At 61.1% G+C, this 22,537-nt stretch carries 20 protein-coding genes; 14 read left to right on the forward strand and 6 right to left on the reverse strand.

The annotated features are described in order from the left end of the window. Positions 1–71 precede the first annotated feature (71 nt). Positions 72–1,697 carry a glucan biosynthesis protein D gene (locus ACA062_RS04950; protein ID WP_497455449.1) on the reverse strand — a complete coding sequence of 542 codons (1,626 nt, stop codon included), beginning with the start codon at positions 1,695–1,697 and terminating at the stop codon, positions 72–74. Between the two features lie 410 nt (positions 1,698–2,107). On the opposite strand from ACA062_RS04950, the gene ACA062_RS04955 reads away from it, so the two are divergent. Together ACA062_RS04955 and ACA062_RS04960 are read left to right on the forward strand one after the other, a co-directional pair. Then, entirely contained in the window at positions 2,108–2,293 is a 186-nt protein-coding gene (locus ACA062_RS04955; protein ID WP_497455450.1) for a hypothetical protein, read from the forward strand. 72 nt (positions 2,294–2,365) lie between these two features. After that, the gene (locus ACA062_RS04960) at positions 2,366–2,539 is read left to right on the forward strand and encodes a hypothetical protein (protein WP_497455451.1); all 174 of its coding nucleotides are present in this window, start codon (positions 2,366–2,368) and stop codon (positions 2,537–2,539) included. Positions 2,540–2,681: 142 nt separating this feature from the next. Here the strand turns inward: ACA062_RS04960 and ACA062_RS04965 are convergent, their stop codons facing one another. From ACA062_RS04965 to ydcS, 5 genes are all read right to left on the reverse strand, one after another. Continuing rightward, positions 2,682–4,106 (reverse strand): gamma-aminobutyraldehyde dehydrogenase, encoded by a 1,425-nt coding sequence (locus ACA062_RS04965; RefSeq protein WP_497455452.1) that lies wholly within the window; start codon positions 4,104–4,106, stop codon positions 2,682–2,684. Between the two features lie 165 nt (positions 4,107–4,271). Beyond that, on the reverse strand, positions 4,272–5,081 hold the full coding sequence (locus ACA062_RS04970) for an ABC transporter permease (protein ID WP_497455453.1): 810 nt from the start codon (positions 5,079–5,081) through the stop codon (positions 4,272–4,274). Then, positions 5,071–6,018 carry an ABC transporter permease gene (locus ACA062_RS04975; RefSeq protein WP_497455454.1) on the reverse strand — a complete coding sequence of 316 codons (948 nt, stop codon included), beginning with the start codon at positions 6,016–6,018 and terminating at the stop codon, positions 5,071–5,073. The genes ACA062_RS04970 and ACA062_RS04975 overlap by 11 nt, the downstream gene beginning before the upstream one ends. A gap of 1 nt (position 6,019) precedes the next feature. Further along, positions 6,020–7,057 carry an ABC transporter ATP-binding protein gene (locus tag ACA062_RS04980; RefSeq protein WP_497455455.1) on the reverse strand — a complete coding sequence of 346 codons (1,038 nt, stop codon included), beginning with the start codon at positions 7,055–7,057 and terminating at the stop codon, positions 6,020–6,022. A gap of 156 nt (positions 7,058–7,213) precedes the next feature. Beyond that, complete coding sequence (gene ydcS, locus ACA062_RS04985; RefSeq protein WP_497455456.1) at positions 7,214–8,365, reverse strand: putative ABC transporter substrate-binding protein YdcS; 1,152 nt, start codon at positions 8,363–8,365, stop codon at positions 7,214–7,216. Between the two features lie 301 nt (positions 8,366–8,666). Between ydcS and ACA062_RS04990 the strand changes: the two genes are divergently transcribed. The 12 genes from ACA062_RS04990 to ACA062_RS05045 all read left to right on the forward strand — a co-directional run bounded on the left by ACA062_RS04990 (position 8,667) and on the right by ACA062_RS05045 (position 22,507). Beyond that, a complete protein-coding gene (locus ACA062_RS04990) occupies positions 8,667–9,395 on the forward strand; it encodes a tellurite resistance TerB family protein (RefSeq protein ID WP_497455457.1) in 729 nt (242 codons plus the stop codon). Positions 9,396–9,705: 310 nt separating this feature from the next. After that, entirely contained in the window at positions 9,706–11,328 is a 1,623-nt protein-coding gene (locus ACA062_RS04995; RefSeq protein ID WP_497455458.1) for a methyl-accepting chemotaxis protein, read from the forward strand. Beyond that, positions 11,328–11,864: a chemotaxis protein CheW gene (locus tag ACA062_RS05000; protein ID WP_497455459.1), complete on the forward strand. Its 537-nt coding sequence runs from the start codon at positions 11,328–11,330 to the stop codon at positions 11,862–11,864. Before ACA062_RS04995 ends, ACA062_RS05000 begins: the two co-directional genes overlap by 1 nt. Then, on the forward strand, positions 11,861–13,126 hold the full coding sequence (locus ACA062_RS05005; protein ID WP_497455460.1) for a CheR family methyltransferase: 1,266 nt from the start codon (positions 11,861–11,863) through the stop codon (positions 13,124–13,126). Before ACA062_RS05000 ends, ACA062_RS05005 begins: the two co-directional genes overlap by 4 nt. Continuing rightward, the gene (locus tag ACA062_RS05010) at positions 13,123–13,794 is read left to right on the forward strand and encodes a chemotaxis protein CheW (protein WP_497455461.1); all 672 of its coding nucleotides are present in this window, start codon (positions 13,123–13,125) and stop codon (positions 13,792–13,794) included. Before ACA062_RS05005 ends, ACA062_RS05010 begins: the two co-directional genes overlap by 4 nt. Then, a complete protein-coding gene (locus tag ACA062_RS05015; protein WP_497455462.1) occupies positions 13,791–16,088 on the forward strand; it encodes a hybrid sensor histidine kinase/response regulator in 2,298 nt (765 codons plus the stop codon). The genes ACA062_RS05010 and ACA062_RS05015 overlap by 4 nt, the downstream gene beginning before the upstream one ends. After that, positions 16,085–17,095 (forward strand): chemotaxis response regulator protein-glutamate methylesterase, encoded by a 1,011-nt coding sequence (locus ACA062_RS05020; RefSeq protein ID WP_497455463.1) that lies wholly within the window; start codon positions 16,085–16,087, stop codon positions 17,093–17,095. Before ACA062_RS05015 ends, ACA062_RS05020 begins: the two co-directional genes overlap by 4 nt. Before the next feature lie 48 nt (positions 17,096–17,143). Beyond that, complete coding sequence (locus ACA062_RS05025; protein WP_497455464.1) at positions 17,144–18,145, forward strand: diguanylate cyclase domain-containing protein; 1,002 nt, start codon at positions 17,144–17,146, stop codon at positions 18,143–18,145. Between the two features lie 106 nt (positions 18,146–18,251). Beyond that, positions 18,252–19,347 (forward strand): peptide chain release factor 2 gene (gene prfB, locus ACA062_RS05030; RefSeq protein WP_102136387.1). Its coding sequence is split into 2 segments (ribosomal slippage): positions 18,252–18,323 and positions 18,325–19,347, totalling 1,095 coding nucleotides; the frame shifts between segments, so codons are not numbered across the junction. Positions 19,348–19,456: 109 nt separating this feature from the next. After that, positions 19,457–20,959 (forward strand): lysine--tRNA ligase, encoded by a 1,503-nt coding sequence (gene lysS / locus ACA062_RS05035; protein WP_497455465.1) that lies wholly within the window; start codon positions 19,457–19,459, stop codon positions 20,957–20,959. A gap of 102 nt (positions 20,960–21,061) precedes the next feature. After that, the gene (locus tag ACA062_RS05040) at positions 21,062–21,778 is read left to right on the forward strand and encodes a TetR/AcrR family transcriptional regulator (RefSeq protein ID WP_497455466.1); all 717 of its coding nucleotides are present in this window, start codon (positions 21,062–21,064) and stop codon (positions 21,776–21,778) included. A 162-nt stretch (positions 21,779–21,940) separates the two neighbouring features. Next, positions 21,941–22,507, forward strand: coding sequence for a hypothetical protein (locus ACA062_RS05045; protein WP_497455467.1), 567 nt, complete (start codon positions 21,941–21,943; stop codon positions 22,505–22,507). Positions 22,508–22,537: the final 30 nt, after the last annotated feature.

Genomic DNA, 22,537 nt, shown 5'->3' on the forward strand with positions numbered 1-22,537 from the left:
CCTGATGGAATGCGATCAAATGTGGGAGTGGGCTTGCCCGCGAAGGGGCCCGCTCAGACAACCTCCTACTGTCAGGTGTACTTACGCTTCTCCGGCGCCGGCGGGAAATACTGGTACAACCAGGTCTCGCTCAAGGTCCGGTCATTGGTGCGAATGAACAACCGCAGCTCCACCGGCGCCACGCTGTCATTGGTCGGGTACCAGTCAAACGTGATCCGATAGCCCTTGATGGCATCCAGGACCAGCACATTGAAGTCTTTCACCTCGCCGTTCGAGCAAGTGATCACAGGCTCGATCCCCGCACCTTCCGGCAAGCGATCAAGACCGCCGCCCGTGAAGTCCACGGCAAACCGTCGTGCCCAGACTTCCGGGTAATGTTCGCCAGGCGCCCAGCCTTCGATGAAGCCGCCCATGCCCGAACGGGTCGCATTGACCCGTGCCAGCGGCGTACTCACCGGTGGCAGCGCGCTCCAGTAGAGCTTGTAGCCGTAGTTCAGCGAGTCGCCGGCCGCCACCGGTTTTTTCGGGGTCCAGAAGGCGACGATGTTATCGAGGGTTTCGCCGGTCGTAGGAATTTCCAACAGATCGATCGAGCCTTCGCCCCATGCAGTCGTAGGTTCTACCCACAGGCTTGGACGTTTGCTGTACCAGTCGACGGTATCCTGATAATTGGCAAACTCGTGATCGGTCTGTACCAGGCCGAAACCTTTTGGATCGGTGTCGGCAAAGGCGTTGAATTGCAGGGTGGCCGGGTTGTTCAAGGGGCGGCAGATCCACTCGCCATTACCACGCCACATCGCCAGGCGATCGGAGTCGTGGATTTGCGGATGAATGGTGTCGCACATACGGCGCTCATGGGTGCCGCAGCTGAACATGCTGGTCATCGGCGCGATGCCCAGTTGTTCGATGGCGGTGCGGGCATTGATGTGAGCATCGATGCCCATCACCACGCGTTCGGCCTGGCAATCGATGTCGAAGCGGTAGGCACCGGTGGCGCTTGGCGAGTCCAGCAGCGCGTAGACCACGAAGCGGGTGCCGTCCTTGTCCGGCGTCTCGAACCAGAACTTGGTGAAATCCGGGAATTCCTCACGCTTTTTGGCATAGGTATCGATCGCCAGGCCGCGGGCCGACAGACCGTACTGGCCAGAGGCGTCTACCGCGCGGAAATAACTGGCGCCAAGGAAGGACAACACGTCATGCCTGTCCAGCTCCGGGGCCTTGAACAGCTTGAACCCGGAAAAGCCCAGGTCGCCGGTGAGTTGCTTGGTGTCGACCGTGGTTTTTTCATAGTTGAACAGGGACGGGCGGAAATGCACCTCGCGCGCCTGACGCGTCTTGGGGTCGACGCTGTACATGCGCACCGGCTGTTTGAAACCCATGCCGACGTGGAAGAACTGCACATCCAGTTGACCGTTCAGGTCTTTCCACAGGGAGTGGTTGCCGTCGTAGCGGATTGCGTTGAAGTTCTGCGGGGTCATGGTCGCCAGGGTCGGCGGCAACACCTGCTTGGTGTCCTGATAGCGGTTACCGGCGAGTTGCTTGGCCTGGATCTTCAGGGCTTCGAAGTCGAACGCCTGAGCCTCACCATCCGCCGCGCCGTTACCGGCCCAGGCTCGAGCGGCCAGCAGGCCGGAGGCCGAGAGACCGGTGTAAGCCGCGATGGCCATGGACGCTTTGAGCAAATTCCTGCGGTGCATAAGTACAACCTGTCGTGAACAATCCCGCACCGTTCCTGGCACATTGGATCAAAAATGGAGGTTCGGACATGCCTTCGGCCAAACGCAACGGACTTTAAACAGATGCCAAATAGCTTAAACCGTTCGGTCGCAGAGAAAAAATGATTGATGGCATGACGATTGCGCGGCAATGAAACAAGACATTTCAGAACAATTTCCCACAGAGCTTTCTGATTTACAGGGCATTTCTGCTTTTTTCGACTAATTACTCTAAAAATTGCTTTTCAGCCCGAATAACTTCCTATTCTATGGACATGACCGGTTTCTGCCCTCAGGCCGGTGGGATTCAGTTGGCACCAGGTGACCGCTGAAAAAAGGGTAGGGCGATGCGGCTTTTCAAGTTTTCTCTGACGTATAGAAGGACATCGTCCATGTCGAAAGTACAAGGCATCACCGAAATGTTGGGAATCTTTCCGTGCCTGATGACCGGGCGGAGGAGGCGTAGGCTCAATTCCGAGGAGATGAAACTGGTGGAGCGCTATCGCGAGTTGTCGGAGAGCGACCGGATTGCCATGCGCTATCTGGTGGACGCGATGAGGAGTGTTTCGCGGTTTTGAGCAGGTAATGGATATGGCCGTGGCACGGGTGCCACGGTCGGATCCTCTCATCGACCGGTTCAGGTAACTATCATGTCGACAATCAAGAGCAATAAAGGCCAAGTCACGATTCCCCAGCCAATTCAGGACGAGGAAGACAAGGTGCGCGAGACCGACGTACCTGATCGGTTCGACGCCGCTCGGGGTAAAGCAGATATCAAAGGACAAACCGACGATTGGATGACGTTGCTGCGAGGTGAAGACTGATGATGTTGGTCGACGCCGCTGTACGGTGTCTTCCTTGAACCAGCGTTGAGGCTATCGCGAGCAAGCTTGCTCCTACGGGTTGGTGGCGTTCAGATGATTGGATACACCATAAAACCTGGAGCGCGACTTGCCCGCGACGCTTTTAATGCTTGAACATCACATGCCGCACCACCGTGTAGTCCTCCAGCCCATACAAGGACATGTCCTTGCCATACCCGGACAGTTTCTGTCCGCCATGGGGCATTTCGCTGACCAGCATGAAGTGCGTGTTCACCCAGGTGCAGCCGTACTGTAAGCGGGCCGAAAGGCGATGCGCACGACCGACATCCGAGGTCCAGACCGACGATGCCAGACCGTAGTCCGAATCGTTGGCCCAGCCCAGCACCTGTGCTTCATCGCTGAATCGGGTCACCGACACCACCGGCCCGAATACTTCGCGGCGGACGATTTCGTCGTCCTGTTGCGCGTCGGCCAGTACCGTCGGCTCGAAGAAGTAGCCATCGCCTTCCACCGCCTTGCCGCCGGTGATCAAGCGGATATGCGGCTGCGCCACGGCACGCTCGACGAACCCGGCCACACGGTCGCGATGCTGCGCGGTGATCAGCGGGCCCAGTTCGGTCGATGGGTCATCCTGCACGCCGTACTTGATGCTGCTGACCGCCGCGCCGAGCTTCTCGACGAACCTGTCGTAAATGCCATCCTGCGCATAAATGCGGCACGCGGCGGTGCAGTCCTGGCCGGCGTTGTAAAAGCCGAAGGTGCGTATGCCTTCCACGGCGGCGTCGATGTCGGCGTCGTCGAAGATGATCACCGGGGCCTTGCCGCCCAGTTCCATGTGCAGGCGTTTGACGCTGTCGGCGGTGCTGGAAATGATGTTCGAGCCCGTCGCGATTGAACCGGTCAGCGACACCATGCGCACTTTCGGATGGGTGACCAGCGGGCTGCCGACCGTAGGACCACGGCCGAACACCAGGTTAAGCACACCGGCGGGGAAAATATCCGACGCCAGTTCAGCCAGGCGCAACGCGGTCAGCGGGGTCTGTTCCGACGGCTTGAGCACCACGGTATTACCGGCGGCCAGGGCCGGGGCGATTTTCCAGGCGACCATCATCAGTGGGTAGTTCCACGGTGCAATGGAGGCGATCACGCCCACGGGGTCGCGACGGATCATCGAGGTGTGCCCGGGCAGGTATTCACCGCCAGCCGAACCGCTCATGCAACGGCTGGCGCCAGCGAAGAAACGGAACACGTCGGCGATCGCGGGGATCTCGTCGTTCAGCGCGGCGCTGTAAGGTTTGCCGCAGTTGTCCGATTCCAGTTTGGCCAGCTCTTCGCCGTGAGCCTCGATGGCATCGGCGAGTTTGAGCAGCAGCAGCGAGCGTTCTTTGGGCGTGGTTTGCGACCAGCTTTGGAAGGCGTTGTCGGCGGCACGCACGGCGGCATCGACCTGGGCTTCGCTGGCTTCGTTGATCTCCACCAGCACACGACCCAGGGCCGGGTTGAACACCGGTTGGGCAGGGCCTTCGCCGTCGATCAGTTGGCCGTTGATCAAGAGTTGGGTTTGCATGGCATTGTCCTCTTCGAATCCATTATTTTTCTGCGTGGAAACCGATCCCCTGTAGGAGCTGGCTTGCCAGCGAAGGGGCCATCACTTTCGACAATGATGTCGGCTGATCCACCGCCTTCGCTGGCAAGCCAGCTCCTACATTCAGCGTGACTGCCGGTTCCGGGTCTATTTCCCGCCACTCCCCGCCACACTCTCCCCACCACGGGTCAAGTAATAGGCGCCGAGAATCGGCAGCATGGTCACCATCATCACCAGCATCGCCACGACGTTGGTCACCGGCACGTCCCGCGGGCGGCTGAGCTGGTTGAGCAGCCACAACGGCAGGGTGCGTTCATGGCCGGCGGTAAAGGTGGTGACGATGATCTCGTCGAACGACAGCGCAAAGGCGAGCATGCCGCCGGCCAGCAATGCCGAGCCGAGGTTGGGCAGGATGATGTAGCGGAAGGTCTGCCAACCGTCGGCGCCGAGGTCCATCGAGGCTTCGATCAAACTGTGCGAAGTGCGGCGTAACCGGGCGATGACGTTGTTGTAGACGATCACCACGCAGAAGGTCGCGTGACCGACGATGATGGTGAACATCCCCGGCTCGATGCCCAGCGTCTTGAACGTCGCCAACAGCGCGATACCGGTAATGATTCCCGGCAAGGCGATCGGCAGGATCAACATCAGCGAGATGCCCTGCTTGCCGAAGAAATCGCGGCGGTACAACGCCGCCGACGCCAGCGTGCCAAGGACCAGCGCAATCAGTGTAGCAACGGCCGCAATCTGCAAGGACAGCTTGATCGCTTCCAGCACGTCGGGCCGCGAGAACGCTACGCCGATCCATTTGAGGGTGAAGCCCTTGGGCGGGAAACTGAACGCCGCGTCTTCGGTGTTGAAGGCATACAGGAAGATGATCAGGATCGGGAAGTGCAAGAACACCAACCCGCCCCAGGCTGCGATGCGCAGTGCCAATGAAGCTTTTTCAGAGTGCATCGAAAGCTCCCAATCGTTTGACGATTGACAGGTAGATGGCGATCAGCACGATCGGCACCAGCGTGAAGGCCGCGGCCATCGGCATGTTGCCGATCGCGCCTTGCTGGGCATACACCATGCTCCCAACGAAGTAACCCGGCGGGCCCACCAGTTGCGGCACGATGAAATCGCCCAGGGTCAGGGAAAACGTGAAGATGGAACCAGCGGCAATGCCTGGAATCGACAGCGGCAACGTCACTTGCATGAAGGTCTGGCGTGGCGTCGCCCCGAGGTCGGCCGAGGCTTGCAACAGCGACGGCGGCAGACGTTCAAGGGAGGCCTGGATCGGCAGGATCATGAACGGCAGCCAGATGTAGACGAAGACCATGAAGCGCCCCAGGTGCGAGGTCGACAAGGTGCTGCCGCCCACCCCCGGGATGGCCAGCACCCACTGCAACACCGGCTCCAGCCCCAGGTGTTGAACGAACCACTGCGCGACGCCGCCCTTGGCCAGCAGCAAGGTCCAGGCATACGCCTTGACGATGTAGCTGGCCCACATGGGCAACATCACCGCGATGTAGAAAAACGCCTTGGTCTTGCCGCTGGTGTAGCGCGCCATGTAGTAGGCAATCGGGAAGGCCACGACGGCGCTGGCGATCGACACGACGACGGCCATGCTCAGGGTGCGCAGGATGATGTCGAAGTTCGACGGCTGGAACAGCGCGGCGAAGTTGGCCAGGGTCAGGTCGGGCGTGACCGCCATGGTGAAGTCGTCGAAGGTGTAGAAACCTTGCCACAGCAGCACCAGCAGCGAACCGAGGTAGATCGCGCCGAACCACAGCAGTGGCGGTATCAGCAGCATCGACAGATACAGGTTGGGCCGGCGATACAGCAGGTTGGAAAACCTGCGCAACGGCGAACCGCTGGCCGGGGGTTGCGGGATAGTCACGGTGCTCATTTCACACCCCGCCGACAATGTTGTCATGCAGCGCCACCATCGCCTCCCGCGCCCAGCGCGCGCTGATGCGTTGCCCGGTCTGATGCCGCGCGCCGACGTCCAGCCATTGGTTGTTGGCCTGGCTGATGTTCAGGGTCTGGCCGTTTTCCAGCTTCAGTTCATAGCGCGTGGCGCTGCCCTGGTACTGGATATCGTGCAGCAAACCGCTGACTTCGATCTCGTGGCTGGCCAGTGGACCCTCGGCGAAACGCACGTGTTCCGGACGGATCGAAAACGGCTGTGGATTGCCGCTCAACTGGCGCGCCAGGTCACCGCGAATCACATTGGAGGTGCCAACGAACTCAGCGACAAAAGTGGTCGCCGGTTTCATGTACAGGTTGCGTGGCGTGTCGACCTGCTCGATGCGCCCCTTGTTGAACACGGCCACGCGGTCTGACATCGACAGTGCTTCGGTCTGATCATGGGTGACGAAGATGAAGGTAATGCCGAGCTGGCGTTGCAGCTTCTTCAACTCGCCCTGCATTTGCTCGCGCAGCTTGAGGTCGAGCGCACCCAGGGGTTCGTCGAGCAGCAACACCCGAGGGCGATTGACCAGCGCGCGGGCCAGGGCCACACGCTGGCGTTGGCCGCCGGACAGTTGCACCGGTTTGCGCTCGCCGTAGCCGCCGAGGGCGACCATGTCGAGGGCTTCTTCGGCACGTTTGCGCCGTTCGGCCTTGCCCACCCCTTTGACTTTCAAGCCATAAGCGACGTTGTCGAGGACGTTCATGTGCGGGAACAGCGCGTAATCCTGGAATACGGTGTTGACGTCACGCTGATAGGGCGGCAGCCCGGCGGCCTCGACACCATGAATCCGAATGGAGCCTGCGCTCGGCTGTTCGAAACCGGCGATCAGGCGCAGACAGGTGGTTTTGCCCGAGCCGGAAGGGCCCAGCATGGAGAAGAACTCGCCGTCCTGGATATCGATGGAAACCCGGTCAACGGCCCTGACCTCGCCGAACTGCCGGGAAACGTTGGTGAACTGGACTGCAGGCGTCATGGTGCGGTGCTCCGAAAAGGCGCGCTTTCCAAAACTGAATCGGCTGTGCGGGCGAAAAGATCGCAGCCTGCGGCAGCGCCCACAGGCGCGTAGGAGCTGCCGAAGGCTGCGATCTTTTGATCTTGTTCCTGATCTTTCTTTTCACCTCAAGAAAGCTTAACGACCGCCCATGATCGCAATGTAATCCTGGGTCCAGCGGCTGTACGGCACGAACTTGCCACCTTCAGCCTGCGGGGTTTTCCAGAAGGCTATCTTCTCGAACTGGTCAAACCCATTGGTCTTGCAACCTTCGGCACCGAGCAATTCACTCTCATTGCACGCTGTGGGAACCGCCGGCAACGAACCGAACCATGCCGCCAGGTCGCCCTGGACTTTGGGTTGCAGCGACCAGTCCATCCACTTGTAGGCACAATTGGGATGTTTGGCCTCGGCGTGCAGCATGGTGGTGTCGGCCCAGCCCGTTGCACCTTCCTTGGGGATAACCGAGGCAACCGGCTGCTTGTCCGCCACCAGTCCATTGACCATGTAGCCCCAGGTGCTGGACGCCACGACGCCTTCGTTCTTGACGTCGCTCATCTGCACGGTCGCGTCATGCCAGTAGCGGTGGATCAGGGGCTGTTGCTTGCGCAGCAGGTCCAGTGCCGCCTTGTACTGCGCTTCGTTGAGCTGGTACGGGTCCTTGATCCCCAGTTCCGGCCGTTTCGCCTTGAGATAGAGCGCCGCGTCGGCGATATAGATCGGACCATCGTAAGCCTGAACCCGGCCCTTGTTGGACTTGCCGTCAGGCAGCGTCTGTTCCTCGAACACCACACTCCAGCTGTCAGGGGCTGTCTTGAACACGTTGGTGTTGTACATCAACACGTTCGGACCCCATTGGTACGGGGTGCCATAGGTCTTTTTATCGACGACATACCACGGTCCATCCTTGAGACGAGGGTCAATGTTCTTCCAGTTCGCAATCAACGCCGTGTTGATCGGCTGCACACGTTTTCCGGCGATCAGTCGCAGGGAAGCATCACCCGACGCGGTGACCAGGTCGTAACCGCCCTTGGTCATCAAGCTGACCATCTCGTCGGACGTGGCGGCCGTCTTGACGTTGACCTTGCACCCGGTTTCCTTCTCGAAACCGGTCACCCAGTCGTAGGCCTTGTCGCTCTCGCCACGTTCGATGTAGCCAGGCCAGGCGACGATATCCAGCTGGCCTTCGCCGGCACCGACGGCCTTCAGCGGTTCGGCCGCCTGGATGCTGGCACTGGTCAGCAGCGCGGTGGTGATTGCACTGAGCAGTGCGGTCTTGTGCACGAACATGGTGTATCCCTCTTCTTTAATTATGGTCGGGGCAGTTTCTGAACGTGGTGAAGCCAATGCCGGTACGGCTAATTGTTAGCGTAGTGCGCTTTTATAAATGCTGTCCGTGGCGAGCCGGATTGCCGCGCAGCACGTTGGCCCTGCGGCGACTCACCGGGCATGTCGTTGCGAGTCGCCCGTGCGCTTGAGGCCGCCATGGATCAAGCAACATCTGGAAGCACTCTCGCGGACGGATCTCGGGCACTTTCGATCTAGTCTGGTGGCCTTATTGATCCGGATAAGCCCTTTTTGGAGGCGGAACATGAACACCCGTGGATTGCTCGATCAGCTACTCAAGTCCGGTCAGGACCTGTTGCAGAACAAGAACGGCGGGTCGCAGAACAAATCGTCTGCCGGTGGGCTGGGCGGTCTGCTCGGCGGTGCCGGTGGCTCGGGCGGCCTGGGCGGGTTGCTCTCCGGCGCTGGCGGTGGTGCCCTGGCAGCCGGGGCCATGGGCCTGCTGCTGGGTAACAAGAAGGTGCGCAAAGTCGGCGGCAAGGTCGCGATCTACGGCGGCCTGGCGGCGCTGGGCGTGATTGCGTACAAGGCGTATGGCAACTGGCAGGCCCAGCAGGGCACCGCACCGACAACCGAACCCCAGACCATCGACCGCTTGCCGGCCGCCCAGGTCGAGCAGCACAGCCAGGCGATTCTCAAGTCACTGGTGGCGGCGGCCAAGGCTGACGGCCACGTCGATGCACGGGAGCGCGAATTGATCGAGGGCGAGTTCAGCAAGCTCGACAATGATCAGGAACTGCAACACTGGCTGCACGCCGAACTCAACAAGCCCCTGGACCCCGCCGACGTCGCACGTGCCGCCAGCACCCCGGAAATGGCCGCCGAGATGTACATCGCCAGTGTGATGCTGGTGGACGAGGAGAACTTCATGGAAAAGTCCTACCTGGATGAACTGGCGCGTCAGCTGAAGCTCGATCCGGGATTGAAGGCCGAGCTGGAGAAGCAGGTGCGCCAGGCTTCGGTTTCGGTGTAAGCCTTCAAAAAAAGGTCATCAAGACAATTGCTCCCACATTGGATCTCCATGAGACACAGGTGTTGTGTACGACAAAGATCAACTGTGGGAGCGAGCTTGCTCGCGAAGGCGTCTTCAGCCACGCCACATCCTCCAATAGCCCATTCCTTTTTAATCATCACAGGCCCCATTCTTACGGCGAAAAGCCCCATTCCAGACTCAGTCCCGGTGTTTCCTCAGCAGATGACGAGTGCGACGCATCTGTTTTAAAAATGAAACACCACCCTCGGCTATACTCCGCAGCATTTGGAAACACCCTCGAGGACTGACTGTGAAGAATTGGACGTTGCGCCAACGGATCTTGGCGAGCTTTGCGGTAATTATTGCCATCATGTTGCTGATGGTCGTCGTCTCGTATTCACGGCTGTTGAAGATCGAGGCCAGCGAAGCCAGCGTTCGAGAAGACGCACTTCCCGGGGTGTATTACAGCTCGATGATTCGTGGCGCCTGGTCCGACAGCTATCTGCGGATCCAGGAAATGCTCGGTTTGAAAGAGGGACAGGGCATCAGCGCCGAGGATGCCGTCGCCTTCAAATCGTTCGAGTCTCGTCTGCAAGAACAGATAGGTAACTATCACGGTACTGTCACTACGGATGAAGACAGGGTTGAGTTCGCCGCCTTCGAAAAACACAACGAGCATTACCACAAGGTCCTGGCGGCGGTGCTCGACTTGCATCAGCGCAATGAGGAAGCGCAAGCCATCAAGCTGTTCAACGAGCAGCTAACCCCTATCTGGACCGAGGGGCGCATGAAACTCAATGACATTCTGCGCGAAAACAAGGCCGTGGCGGACCAGGACATCATAGCCATTGACGACGCGGTGCTCACCGCAAAAGTCATCATGGGCATCTCCCTGCTGGTCGCGGTATTGGCCGCCGGCCTCTGCGGTCTGCTGTTGATGCGCGCCATCATGGCACCGATGAACCGGATCGTTGAAATACTCGAAATCATGCGCACCGGCGACCTCAGCCGTCGCCTGGACCTGGCCCGCAAGGACGAATTCGGCGCGGTGGAAACCGGCTTCAATGACATGATGGCCGAGCTGACGTCCCTGGTGTCCCAGGCCCAGCGCTCGTCGGTGCAGGTCACCACCTCGGTGACCGAGATCGCCGCCACCTCCAAGCAACAGCAAGCCACCGCCACCGAAACCGCCGCTACCACCACGGAGATCGGTGCAACGTCCCGCGAGATCGCCGCCACGTCCCGCGACCTGGTACGCACCATGACCGAAGTCTCCACCGCCGCCGATCAGGCCTCGGTGCTGGCCGGTTCCGGGCAACAAGGCCTGGCGCGGATGGAAGAGACCATGCACTCGGTCATGGGCGCAGCGGATCTGGTCAACGCCAAGCTGGCGATCCTCAATGAGAAGGCCGGCAACATCAATCAGGTGGTGGTGACCATCGTCAAAGTGGCCGACCAGACCAACCTGTTGTCGCTGAACGCCGCCATCGAAGCGGAAAAGGCCGGTGAATATGGCCGCGGGTTTGCCGTGGTGGCGACCGAAGTGCGCCGTCTGGCGGACCAGACCGCCGTCGCCACATACGACATCGAACAGATGGTGCGCGAGATCCAGTCGGCCGTGTCGGCCGGGGTCATGGGCATGGACAAGTTTTCCGAAGAAGTACGCCGCGGCATGTCCGAGGTGCAGCAGGTCGGCGAACAGCTGTCGCAGATCATCCATCAAGTCCAGGCGCTGGCGCCACGGGTGTTGATGGTCAACGAAGGCATGCAGGCGCAGGCCACCGGCGCCGAGCAGATCAACCATGCGCTGGTGCAACTGGGCGATGCCAGCAGCCAGACCGTCGAGTCCCTGCGCCAGGCCAGTTTCGCCATCGACGAATTGAGCCAGGTCGCTGTAGGGCTGCGTAGCGGCGTATCGCGATTCAAAGTCTGATGAGCGAACTCACGGTCAAGCGCACCGCCGTGAAACCGGCGGTGCAAGCGTTGTTTCTGGTATTCCGCATCGGTAACGAGCGCTATGCCTTGCAGGCCATCGAGGTGGTGGAAGTGCTGCCGCGCCTGCCGTTGAAATCGATTGCCAAGGCGCCGGCCTGGGTGGCCGGGGTGTTCGCCTATCGCGGCTCGGTCGTGCCGGTGATCGACCTCAGTGCGCTGACGTTCGGTACACCTGCCCAGGCTCGCACCAGCACCCGATTGGTATTGGTCAATTACCGTCCGGATGAGGCAGCCCAGGTGCAAGTGCTCGGGCTGGTTCTGGAACAGGCCACCGACACGTTGCGCTGCAACCCGGCAGATTTTCAGCCCTATGGCCTGGATAATCGCCAGGCCCCCTACCTCGGGCCTGTGCGTGAAGACGCACAAGGGCTGCTGCAATGGGTCCGGGTCGCCGACCTGTTGAGCGAACCGGTTCGCGCGCTGCTGTTTCCGTCACCGCCGCTGGATCCGGCGCTGCTTGAGGAGCGCCCATGAGCAGTGATCAACGGTTCTTCGATTTCCTCAAGGAACGCATCGGCCTCGACGTGACCTCGGTGGGCCCGGCGATCATCGAGCGTGCGGTGCGCCAGCGCAGCGCAGCCTCCCGAGCGCAGACGGCCGATGAGTACTGGCACACCCTGCAAGGCTCGCGGGATGAACAGCAGGCGCTGATCGAAGCGGTGATCGTTCCCGAAACCTGGTTTTTCCGGTATCCGGAGTCTTTCGTCACGCTGGCGAAACTGGCCGCCAAGCGCCTGGCCGACCTCAACCACATGCGTGCCCTGCGGATCCTCAGCCTGCCGTGTTCCACCGGTGAAGAACCCTATTCCATCGCCATGGCGTTGCTCGATGCCGGGTTGCAGCCGCATCAGTTCAAGGTCGATGGCATGGATGTCAGCCCGCTGTCGGTGGAAAAAGCCAAGCGTGCGCTGTATGGCAAAAATTCATTTCGAGGTCAGGACATCGTGTTTCGCGACCGGCATTTCACTGCCGAAAACGACGGCTATCGCCTCGGCGAGCGAGTGCTTGAACAAGTGCGGCTGCAGGTCGGCAACGTGCTCGATCCAGCCCTGGCCAATGAGCGACCCTATGACTTCGTGTTCTGCCGCAACCTGTTGATCTATTTTGACCAGTCGACCCAACAGCAAGTTTTTGAAGTGCTCAAGCAGCTCACCCATGTTGACGGCGTGCTGTTCATCGGCCCTGCGGAGGGCAGTCTGCTGGGGCGTTTCGGCATGCGCTCGATCGGCATCCCGCAGTCCTTTGCGTTCAGTCGCCAGCACGCTCCGCCGCCGGTGACAGCGACGTTCGTCCCACCCCCGCTACCCGTGCGCCAACCGGTGCGCGGTGTGACGCCACCGCCCATTCGCAGCCGCCCGTTCGCAACGGTGGCGCCGCTACCGGTCATGGCCAGAACGGCCAGCCCGGATGCTGCCGTACTGCTGGCGAACATCGCCGCACTGGCCAACGAAGGCAAAAGTGCCGAGGCCCGTGCGGCCTGTGACAGCTATTTGCGCAGTCACGAGCCGGTAGCCCAGGTGTTTTATTGGCTGGGGCTGCTCGCCGACGTCGTCGGCAGTGCCCTCGAAGCCCAAGGGTATTACCGTAAGGCGCTGTACCTCGAGCCGCAACACCCCGACGCGCTGATGCACCTGGCCGCCTTGCTGCAATCCCAGGGCGACACGGCCGGTGCCAGGCGATTGCAGGCCCGCGCCGCCCGCAGCGAGCGCGCCGCTGACAGTGAGCGTAAACGATGACCGCTAGCCTCACCCATGAAGATGCCCAGGCCATCGACGACTGCTGGAACCGCATCGGTGTCCACGGCGACAAGTCCTGCCCGCTGCTGAGCGAACACATTCACTGCCGCAACTGTGTGGTGTATTCGGCGGCCGCGACGCGCCTGCTCGACCGCTATGCATTGCAGCAGGATGATCGCGGGCAAGTGTCGACCGCGGTCGAGAGCGACGTGCAAACCCGTTCGCTGTTGATGTTCCGTCTTGGTGAAGAATGGTTGGGCCTGGCCACCCGCACTCTGGTGGAAGTGGCGCCGCTGCAAGCGATCCACTCCTTGCCGCACCAGCGTTCCCGGGCTTTGCTCGGCGTGGCCAACGTGCGCGGTGCCCTGGTGGCATGCCTGTCCCTGGTCGAACTGCTTGGCCTCGATGGGGCGGGTAGCGTGGCGTCCGGTGCGCGGGTCATGCCGCGGATGCTGATCATCGCGGCCCACGGCGGGCCGGTGGTGGTGCCGGTGGACGAGGTGGACGGGATCCATGCCATCGACGAGCGCATCCTCGAGGCGGCATCCCGCTCCGGCACCCAGGCCAGCGCCAAATACACCCGTGGTGTGTTGCAGTTCAAAGGCCGCAGTCTGCGTTGGCTGGATGAAGAACAGCTGCTGTCCGCCGTGACCCGGAGCCTCACATGACCCCAGAGCAATTGCGCGACTCCTCTTTGCTGGAGCTGTTCAGCATGGAGGCCGAAGCCCAGACCCAAGTGCTGAGTGCAGGTCTGCTGGCGCTGGAGCGCGATCCGACCCAGGCCGATCATCTCGAGTCGTGCATGCGCGCGGCGCACTCGCTCAAGGGCGCCGCGCGGATCGTCGGAGTCGATGCCGGCGTCAGCGTGGCTCATGTGATGGAAGATTGCCTGGTCAGTGCTCAGGAAGGGCGCCTGTACCTGCGACCCGAGCACATCGATGCGTTACTGCAAGGCACCGATCTGCTGATGCGCATCGCAACGCCCGACAACAATCCGGGCCCTGCGGATATCGAGGCCTATGTCGCCTTGATGGCTCGATTGCTGGATCCGCTGGCACTTGCCGCGCCGATCAGTACCCCCATCGCGCCGTTCATGGCCGAGGATCTGCTGCAAGCCACCGGGGTTGAGCTGACGATGCCGGTGCTGGAAGTCGAACCGCCATCCGGCGCACCCGTCGAGCCAGCGCCCAGGGCTAGACGTTCCACCGATAGCGGTGAGCGAGTCCTGCGGGTCACTGCCGAGCGTTTGAACAGCCTGCTCGACCTGTCGAGCAAATCCCTGGTGGAAACCCTGCGGCTCAAGCCCCACTTGGCCACCATGCAGCGGCTCAAGCGCCTGCAGAACAATGGCCTGCGGGCCCTGGAAAACCTCAACGTCCATCTCAAGGAGCATGCCTTGAGCCTGGAGGCCCGGGAAGCCCTCGACGATGCCCGTCGGCTGCTGGCCGAATCCCAGCAAATGCTGGTGGAAAAGAACGCCGAGCTGGATGAGTTCGCCTGGCAGGCCAGTCAACGGGCGCAAGTGCTGTACGACACGGCACTGGCCTGTCGCATGCGCCCGTTTGCCGATGTGTTGGGCGGGCAAGTGCGGATGGTCCGCGACCTTGGCCGTAGCCTGGGCAAGCAGGTGCGACTGGAGATCGAGGGCGAGAAAACCCAGGTCGATCGCGACGTCCTGGAAAAACTCGAAGCGCCGCTGACGCACTTGCTGCGCAATGCCGTGGACCATGGCATCGAAGCCCCGGAGCAACGGCTGCTGGCCGGTAAGCCGGCTGAAGGCTTGATCCGTCTGCGCGTCTCGCATCAGGCGGGACTGCTGGTGCTGCAGTTGAGCGATGACGGCAATGGCGTCGATCTGGAACAGGTCCGCCGCAGCATCATCGAGCGGCAATTGTCCCCGGCTGAAACGGCTGCGCAGTTGAGCGAAGAGGAACTGCTGACGTTCTTGTTCCTGCCGGGTTTCAGCTTGCGGGACACGGTCACCGAAGTGTCCGGACGCGGTGTCGGGCTGGACGCCGTGCAACACATGGTCCGGCAGTTGCGCGGCGCGGTGGTGCTGGAGCAGGCGGCGGGCGAGGGCAGCCATTTCCACCTCGAAGTGCCGCTGACCCTGTCGGTGGTGCGCAGCCTGGTGGTGGAAGTCGGTGACGAGGCGTATGCGTTTCCCCTGGCTCACATCGAGCGCATGTGCGACCTGGAACCGGCGGACATCGTCCAGGTCGAGGGCCGTCAGCACTTCTGGCACGAAGGCCGGCATGTCGGGCTGGTAGCCGCCAGCCAGCTGTTGCAGCGCCCGGCGAGCCAGCACAGTCAGCAGACCCTCAAGGTGGTGGTGATCCGTGAGCGCGAGGCGATCTACGGCGTGGCCGTCGAGCGTTTTATCGGCGAGCGGACGCTGGTGGTGTTGCCGCTGGATGAACGCCTGGGCAAGGTGCAGGACATTTCTGCCGGGGCCTTGCTTGACGACGGTTCGGTGGTGCTGATCGTCGACGTCGAAGACATGCTGCGTTCGGTCGACAAGCTGCTCAACACCGGGCGTCTGGAGCGTATCTCGCGTCAGGGTAGTCAGGTCGTCGAGGCCGCTCGCAAACGGATCCTGGTGGTCGACGATTCGCTGACCGTGCGCGAGCTGCAACGCAAGTTGTTGCTCAATCGCGGCTATGACGTCGCCGTGGCGGTGGACGGCATGGACGGCTGGAACGCCCTGCGTTCGGAGGACTTCGATCTGCTGATCACCGACATCGATATGCCGCGCATGGACGGCATCGAACTGGTGTCTTTATTGCGCCGGGACAATCGCCTGCAATCCCTGCCGGTCATGGTGGTGTCCTATAAGGATCGCGAAGAAGACCGTCGTCGTGGACTGGACGCCGGAGCCGACTATTATCTAGCCAAAGCCAGTTTTCATGACGATGCCCTGCTTGATGCGGTGGTGGAGCTCATAGGAGGAGCGCGGGCATGAAGATAGCCATCGTCAACGACATGCCCATGGCGGTGGAGGCCCTGCGCCGCGCCCTGGCGTTCGAGCCGGCACACGAGGTGGTCTGGGTCGCCGGCAATGGCGCCGAGGCGGTGCAGCGCTGTGCCGAATTCACCCCGGATCTGATTCTGATGGACCTGATCATGCCGGTGATGGACGGCGTGGAAGCCACGCGGCGAATCATGGCCGAGACCCCTTGTGCGATCGTCATCGTCACGGTCGACCGCCAGCAGAATGTGCATCGAGTGTTCGAGGCCATGGGCTACGGCGCGCTGGATGTCGTCGACACGCCGGCACTGGGTGCGGGTAACCCGCAGGATGCAGCCGCACCGCTGCTGCGCAAGATCATCAACATTGGCTGGCTGATCGGTGACCGCGGTAATCGAGAGCGAGCGGCCCCGAGCCTCTTGCGCAGTTCGGCTTCGCGGCAGCGCCTGATCGCCATTGGTTCGTCCGCGGGCGGGCCGGCGGCGCTGGAAGTCTTGCTCAAGGGCCTGCCGCGCCATTTTTCGGCGGCGATCGTGCTGGTGCAACACGTCGACCAGGTATTCGCCGCCGGCATGGCCGAATGGCTGAGCAGCGCCAGCGGCCTGAACGTGCGCCTGGCCCAGGAAGGCGAGCCGCCGCAGCCCGGCACCGTATTACTGGCCGGCACCAACCACCATATCCGCTTGTTGAAAAACGGCACGCTGGCCTACACCGCCGAACCGGTCAACGAGATCTATCGGCCCTCGATCGATGTGTTTTTCGAGAGCGTGGCCCATTACTGGAGCGGCGATGCCGTGGGTGTTTTGTTAACCGGAATGGGACGCGATGGCGCTCAGGGGCTTAAACTCATGCGCCAGCAGGGCTACCTGACCATCGCTCAGGACCAACTCAGCAGTGCGGTGTACGGCATGCCGAAGGCAGCTGCCGCCATCGACGCTGCCGTAGAAATTCGTCCACTGGACAAGATCGCGCCACGATTGCTGGAAATTTTCAGCAAATGACTCTCCTTAACAGCAATCCCGGCCCAGGCAGTACTCAGGTGACCGCACATGAATGACTTACAGCTCGACGGCTTCAAAACCGACGAAAACGCCGCCATGGTGTTGTTGGTGGACGATCAGGCGATGATCGGCGAAGCCGTGCGCCGCGGCTTGTCGAATGAAGAAAACATCGACTTTCACTTTTGCGCCGACCCGCACCAGGCCATCGCCCAGGCGATTCGCATCAAGCCGACGGTGATCCTGCAGGACCTGGTCATGCCCGGGCTCGATGGCCTGAGCCTGGTGCGCGAATACCGCAATCATCCGGCAACCAAGGATATTCCGATCATTGTCCTGTCGACCAAGGAAGACCCGCTGATCAAAAGCGCGGCGTTCGCGGCCGGGGCCAACGATTACCTGGTCAAGCTGCCGGACAACATCGAACTGGTGGCGCGCATCCGCTATCACTCGCGTTCCTACATGACCCTGCTGCAGCGTGACGCGGCGTACCGGGCGCTGCGGGTCAGCCAGCAGCAGTTGCTCGACACCAACCTGGTGCTGCAGCGCTTGATGAACTCCGACGGCCTGACCGGGCTGTCGAACCGCCGGCACTTCGATGAATACCTGGAACTGGAGTGGCGCCGCTCGCTGCGTGACCAGAGTCAGCTGTCGTTGCTGATGATCGATGTCGACTATTTCAAGTCTTTCAACGACAGCTTCGGCCACCTGGACGGCGATGAAGCCCTGCGCAAGGTGGCCACGGCAATCCGTGACGCCAGCGCCCGGCCCTCGGACCTGCCAGCCCGTTACGGCGGCGAAGAATTCGCCCTGGTCCTGCCCAACACGTCCCCGGGCGGCGCGCGGCTGGTGGCGGAAAAACTCCGCCAGTCGGTGGCCGCACTGAATATTGCGCACAATTTCCCGGTCGAAGGTTCGCACCTGACCATCAGCATCGGCCTGTCGACCATGACCCCGCAGCCGGGCGGCGACTGCCGTCAATTGATCCTGGCGGCGGACAAGGGTTTGTACCTGGCGAAGAACAATGGGCGTAATCAGGTGGGGATTGAATGAACCATAGGGTTCATTCGCCGCTAAAGCCGCCAGGCGGGCTGCCGTGACAGCCTGATTACGGTATACTCGCCGGCTTTCAAAAGTTCGCCAACGAGTGCTGCCCGCCATGGAAATCAACCCGATCCTTAACAGCATCAAGGACCTGTCCGAGCGCTCCGAAACTATTCGGGGGTATCTTTGACTACGATCAAAAGCATGAGCGTCTGACTGAAGTCAATCGCGAGCTTGAAGATCCGTCTGTCTGGAACAACCCGTCGTACGCTCAGGAACTGGGCCGCGAGCGGTCCCTGCTGGCTCAGATCGTCGAAACCCTTGACGAAATGCACAGTGGCCTGGCCGATGCCAAGGACCTGCTGCTGATGTCCGCCGAAGAAGAAGACCAGGCCGCCGTCGATGACGTCGCTGCCGAAGTCGAGCGTCTGCGCGAGTCCCTGGAAAAACTCGAATTCCGCCGTATGTTCAGCGGTGAGATGGACGCCAACAATGCCTACCTGGACATCCAGGCCGGCTCCGGCGGTACCGAGGCCCAGGACTGGGCCAACATCCTGCTGCGCATGTACCTGCGCTGGGCCGACAAGCGCGGTTTCGACGCGACCATCATGGAACTGTCCGCCGGTGAAGTCGCCGGGATCAAGGGCGCGACCGTGCACATCAAGGGCGAATACGCCTTTGGCTGGCTGCGGACCGAAATCGGCGTGCACCGTCTGGTGCGCAAGAGCCCGTTCGACTCCGGCAACCGTCGTCACACCTCGTTCTCGGCCGTGTTCGTGTCGCCGGAAATCGATGACAACATCGAAATCGACATCAACCCGTCGGACCTGCGCATCGATACCTACCGCTCCTCCGGTGCCGGTGGTCAGCACGTAAACACCACCGACTCGGCCGTACGTATCACCCACGTACCGTCCAACACCGTGGTCAGCTGCCAGAACGAACGCTCCCAGCACGCCAACAAAGACACCGCGATGAAAATGTTGCGGGCGCGCTTGTACGAGCAGGAAGTGCAGAAACGCAACGCGGCCTCGCAAGCCCTGGAAGACACCAAGTCGGATATCGGCTGGGGCCACCAGATTCGCTCCTACGTGCTCGACGCGTCGCGGATCAAGGATTTGCGCACCAACATCGAACGCAGCGACTGCGACAAGGTGCTCGACGGCGACATCGACGACTACCTGATAGCGAGCCTGAAACAAGGGCTCTAAGGCACGCGCTACAGGATCGGCGGACTCCGCGATCCTGTAGGAGCGAGGCTTGCCCGCGAACCCTGCCGCCAGGCAGGGGCAACGAACCCGTGATGGAATATTTAAAGACATGAGCGACCTAGAACTCGACCCGCAAGCCCTGCAACAGGAAGAAAACTCCCTGATCGCCCTGCGCAAGGAAAAGCTGGCTGCCGAGCGCGCCAAGGGCAATGCCTTCCCGAACGACTTCCGCCGTGAAAACTACTGCGAAGACTTGCAGAAGCAATACGCGGACAAGACCAAGGAAGAGCTGGCAGAGGCTGCAATCCCGGTCAAGGTTGCCGGTCGCATCATGCTCAACCGTGGCTCGTTCATGGTGATCCAGGACATGACCGGTCGCATCCAGGTTTACGTCAACCGTAAAACCCTGTCCGAAGAAACCCTGGCTTCGGTGAAAACCTGGGACATGGGCGACATCATCGCCGCCGAAGGTACCCTGGCCCGTTCCGGCAAAGGCGACCTGTACGTCGAAATGACCCACGTGCGCCTGCTGACCAAATCCCTGCGTCCGCTGCCGGACAAGCACCACGGCCTGACCGACACCGAGCAGCGCTATCGCCAGCGTTACGTTGACCTGATCGTCAACGAAGACGTGCGCCAGACCTTCCGCGTGCGTTCGCAAGTGATTGCGCACATCCGCAGCTTCCTGATGCAGCGTGACTTCCTCGAAGTCGAAACGCCGATGTTGCAAACCATCCCGGGTGGCGCGGCGGCCAAGCCGTTCGAAACTCACCACAATGCGCTGGACATGGAAATGTTCCTGCGTATCGCACCGGAGCTGTACCTCAAGCGCCTCGTTGTCGGCGGCTTCGAGAAAGTGTTCGAGATCAACCGCAACTTCCGTAACGAAGGCGTTTCGACTCGGCACAACCCTGAGTTCACCATGTTGGAGTTCTACCAGGCTTACGCCGACTACGAAGACAACATGGACCTGACCGAAGAGCTGTTCCGCGAACTGGCGCAGCTGGTCCTGGGCAGCACCGACGTGCCTTACGGCGACAAAGTGTTCCACTTCGGCGAACCCTTCGTGCGTCTGTCGGTGTTCGACTCGATCCTCAAGTACAACCCTGAGTTGACCGCTGACGACCTGAACGACATCGACAAGGCTCGCGCGATCGCCAAGAAGGCCGGGGCCAAGGTGCTGGGCTTCGAAGGCCTGGGCAAGCTGCAGGTGATGATTTTCGAAGAGCTGGTCGAGCACAAGCTGGAGCAGCCGCATTTCATTACCCAGTACCCGTTCGAAGTGTCGCCGCTGGCTCGCCGCAACGACGAGAACCCGAACGTCACCGACCGTTTCGAGCTGTTCATCGGCGGCCGTGAAATCGCCAACGCCTATTCCGAGTTGAACGACGCGGAAGACCAGGCCGAGCGCTTCATGGCGCAGGTGGCCGACAAGGACGCCGGCGACGACGAAGCCATGCACTACGACGCCGACTTCGTTCGCGCGCTGGAGTACGGCATGCCGCCAACGGCCGGCGAAGGGATCGGCATCGACCGCCTGGTGATGCTGCTGACCAACTCCCCGTCGATCCGCGACGTGATCCTGTTCCCGCACATGCGGCCGCAAGCGTAAGTGTTTCAATTAAAAAGCCGCCCAAAATGGGCGGCTTTTTATTGCCTGTCTGGTACAAACGTATCAATTGGTTACTTTTGAGTTGAGAGAGGAATACCTGTCGTGAACCGTGCAATGGCTCAAGAGGGTGCAGCGGGTATCGCCACTGCGGTCGCTGAAAGTGTTCAGTACCAGGGCCGCAAGGCCAGCCGGCAGGGCAGCGAGCAGCGTCGACAGGACATTCTCGATGCGGCGATGCGCATTGTCGTGCGCGATGGCGTGCGGGCCGTACGGCACCGCGCAGTGGCCGCCGAGGCCGAAGTACCGCTGTCGGCCACCACTTACTACTTCAAGGATATCGATGACCTGCTCACCGATACCTTCGCCCAATACGTGGAGCGCAGCGCGGCCTTCATGGCCAAGTTGTGGGCCAGCAATGAAGGCCTGCTGCGTGAGATGGTCGCCTATGGCGATGGCAGTCCCGAGTCGCGCTCACAACTGGCAGACGACATTGCGCGGCTGACGTCCGACTATGTTCATCGTCAATTGCAGAACCGTCGCGAACACTTGATGGCCGAGCAGGCATTCCGCCAGGAGGCGCTGTTGAACCCGCGCCTGGCGAAGTTGGTGCGCTCGCACCAGCAGATTCTGCTGCAGGGAACCTGCCACTTTTTCGAGGTATTGGGTTCCCGCGAGCCACAACAGGATGCCAAAGTGTTGACGGCGATTATCGGACGGATGGAATATCAGGGCCTGCTCAACGACGCCGAGCCTGCCGCCGAGGCCGAAATGCTCGGTATCCTCACGCGGTATATGCATTTGGTACTGGCGTCGGTGTGATCCCCTTTGGGAATCCACACCCCCTGTGGGAGCGAGCTTGCTCGCGATAGCGGAGTGTCAGGCGACATCAATGTCGAATGTTAACCCGTAATCGCGAGCAAGCTCGCTCCCACAGGGATAAGTGGCCACTTGAGGTCCGCGTGTGTTCATAGGGAGTGTTGAATGAAAGCCTGGCGTGTCGTTGTGATCGCCTTGTCGTTCCTGCTGCTCAGTGGCTGTCTGGTGACTTTCAAGGAGCCGCTGCCTGCCAGCGACCCCGCGCCCAAAGGGTTGCTCGGCAAATGGACCAGCACCAACGCCTGGGGCGAGCCGATGAACCTGGAATTGACACGCATCAGTGGCAATCGCTATCAGGCGGTCAGCTATTTCAAGGCCAAACCCCGGGAGCGCGAAGCCTATCCGTTCACGGTAACGCGCCATGGCAGCCGCTGGTATCTGTCAGCGAAGGTGCCGGCGCAGTTCGGCGGACATTTCATCATCGCCGGGTTCGAACTCACCGATAAGCAGGAACTGGTGGTCTACAGCCTCGACCTCGAGCAGATCAACCAGGCCCTGGGGCAGAAAGTCCTCAGCGGCGAAGGCTTCCAGACCGACGATGGCGATGGCGTGCTGATCAACACCGGCATGGACCAGGTGTTCGCCTACCTCGATGATCCGGCCAATTCCGATGTGTTCGTCGAGGCGGTGCGCTATCAGCGCCTGGCCAAAGCCAAAGCTACAGTCAAATAAATCCAGCACGTAACGGTTTTTCTACAGGAG

This window comes from Pseudomonas sp. LBUM1679 (assembly GCF_059695565.1).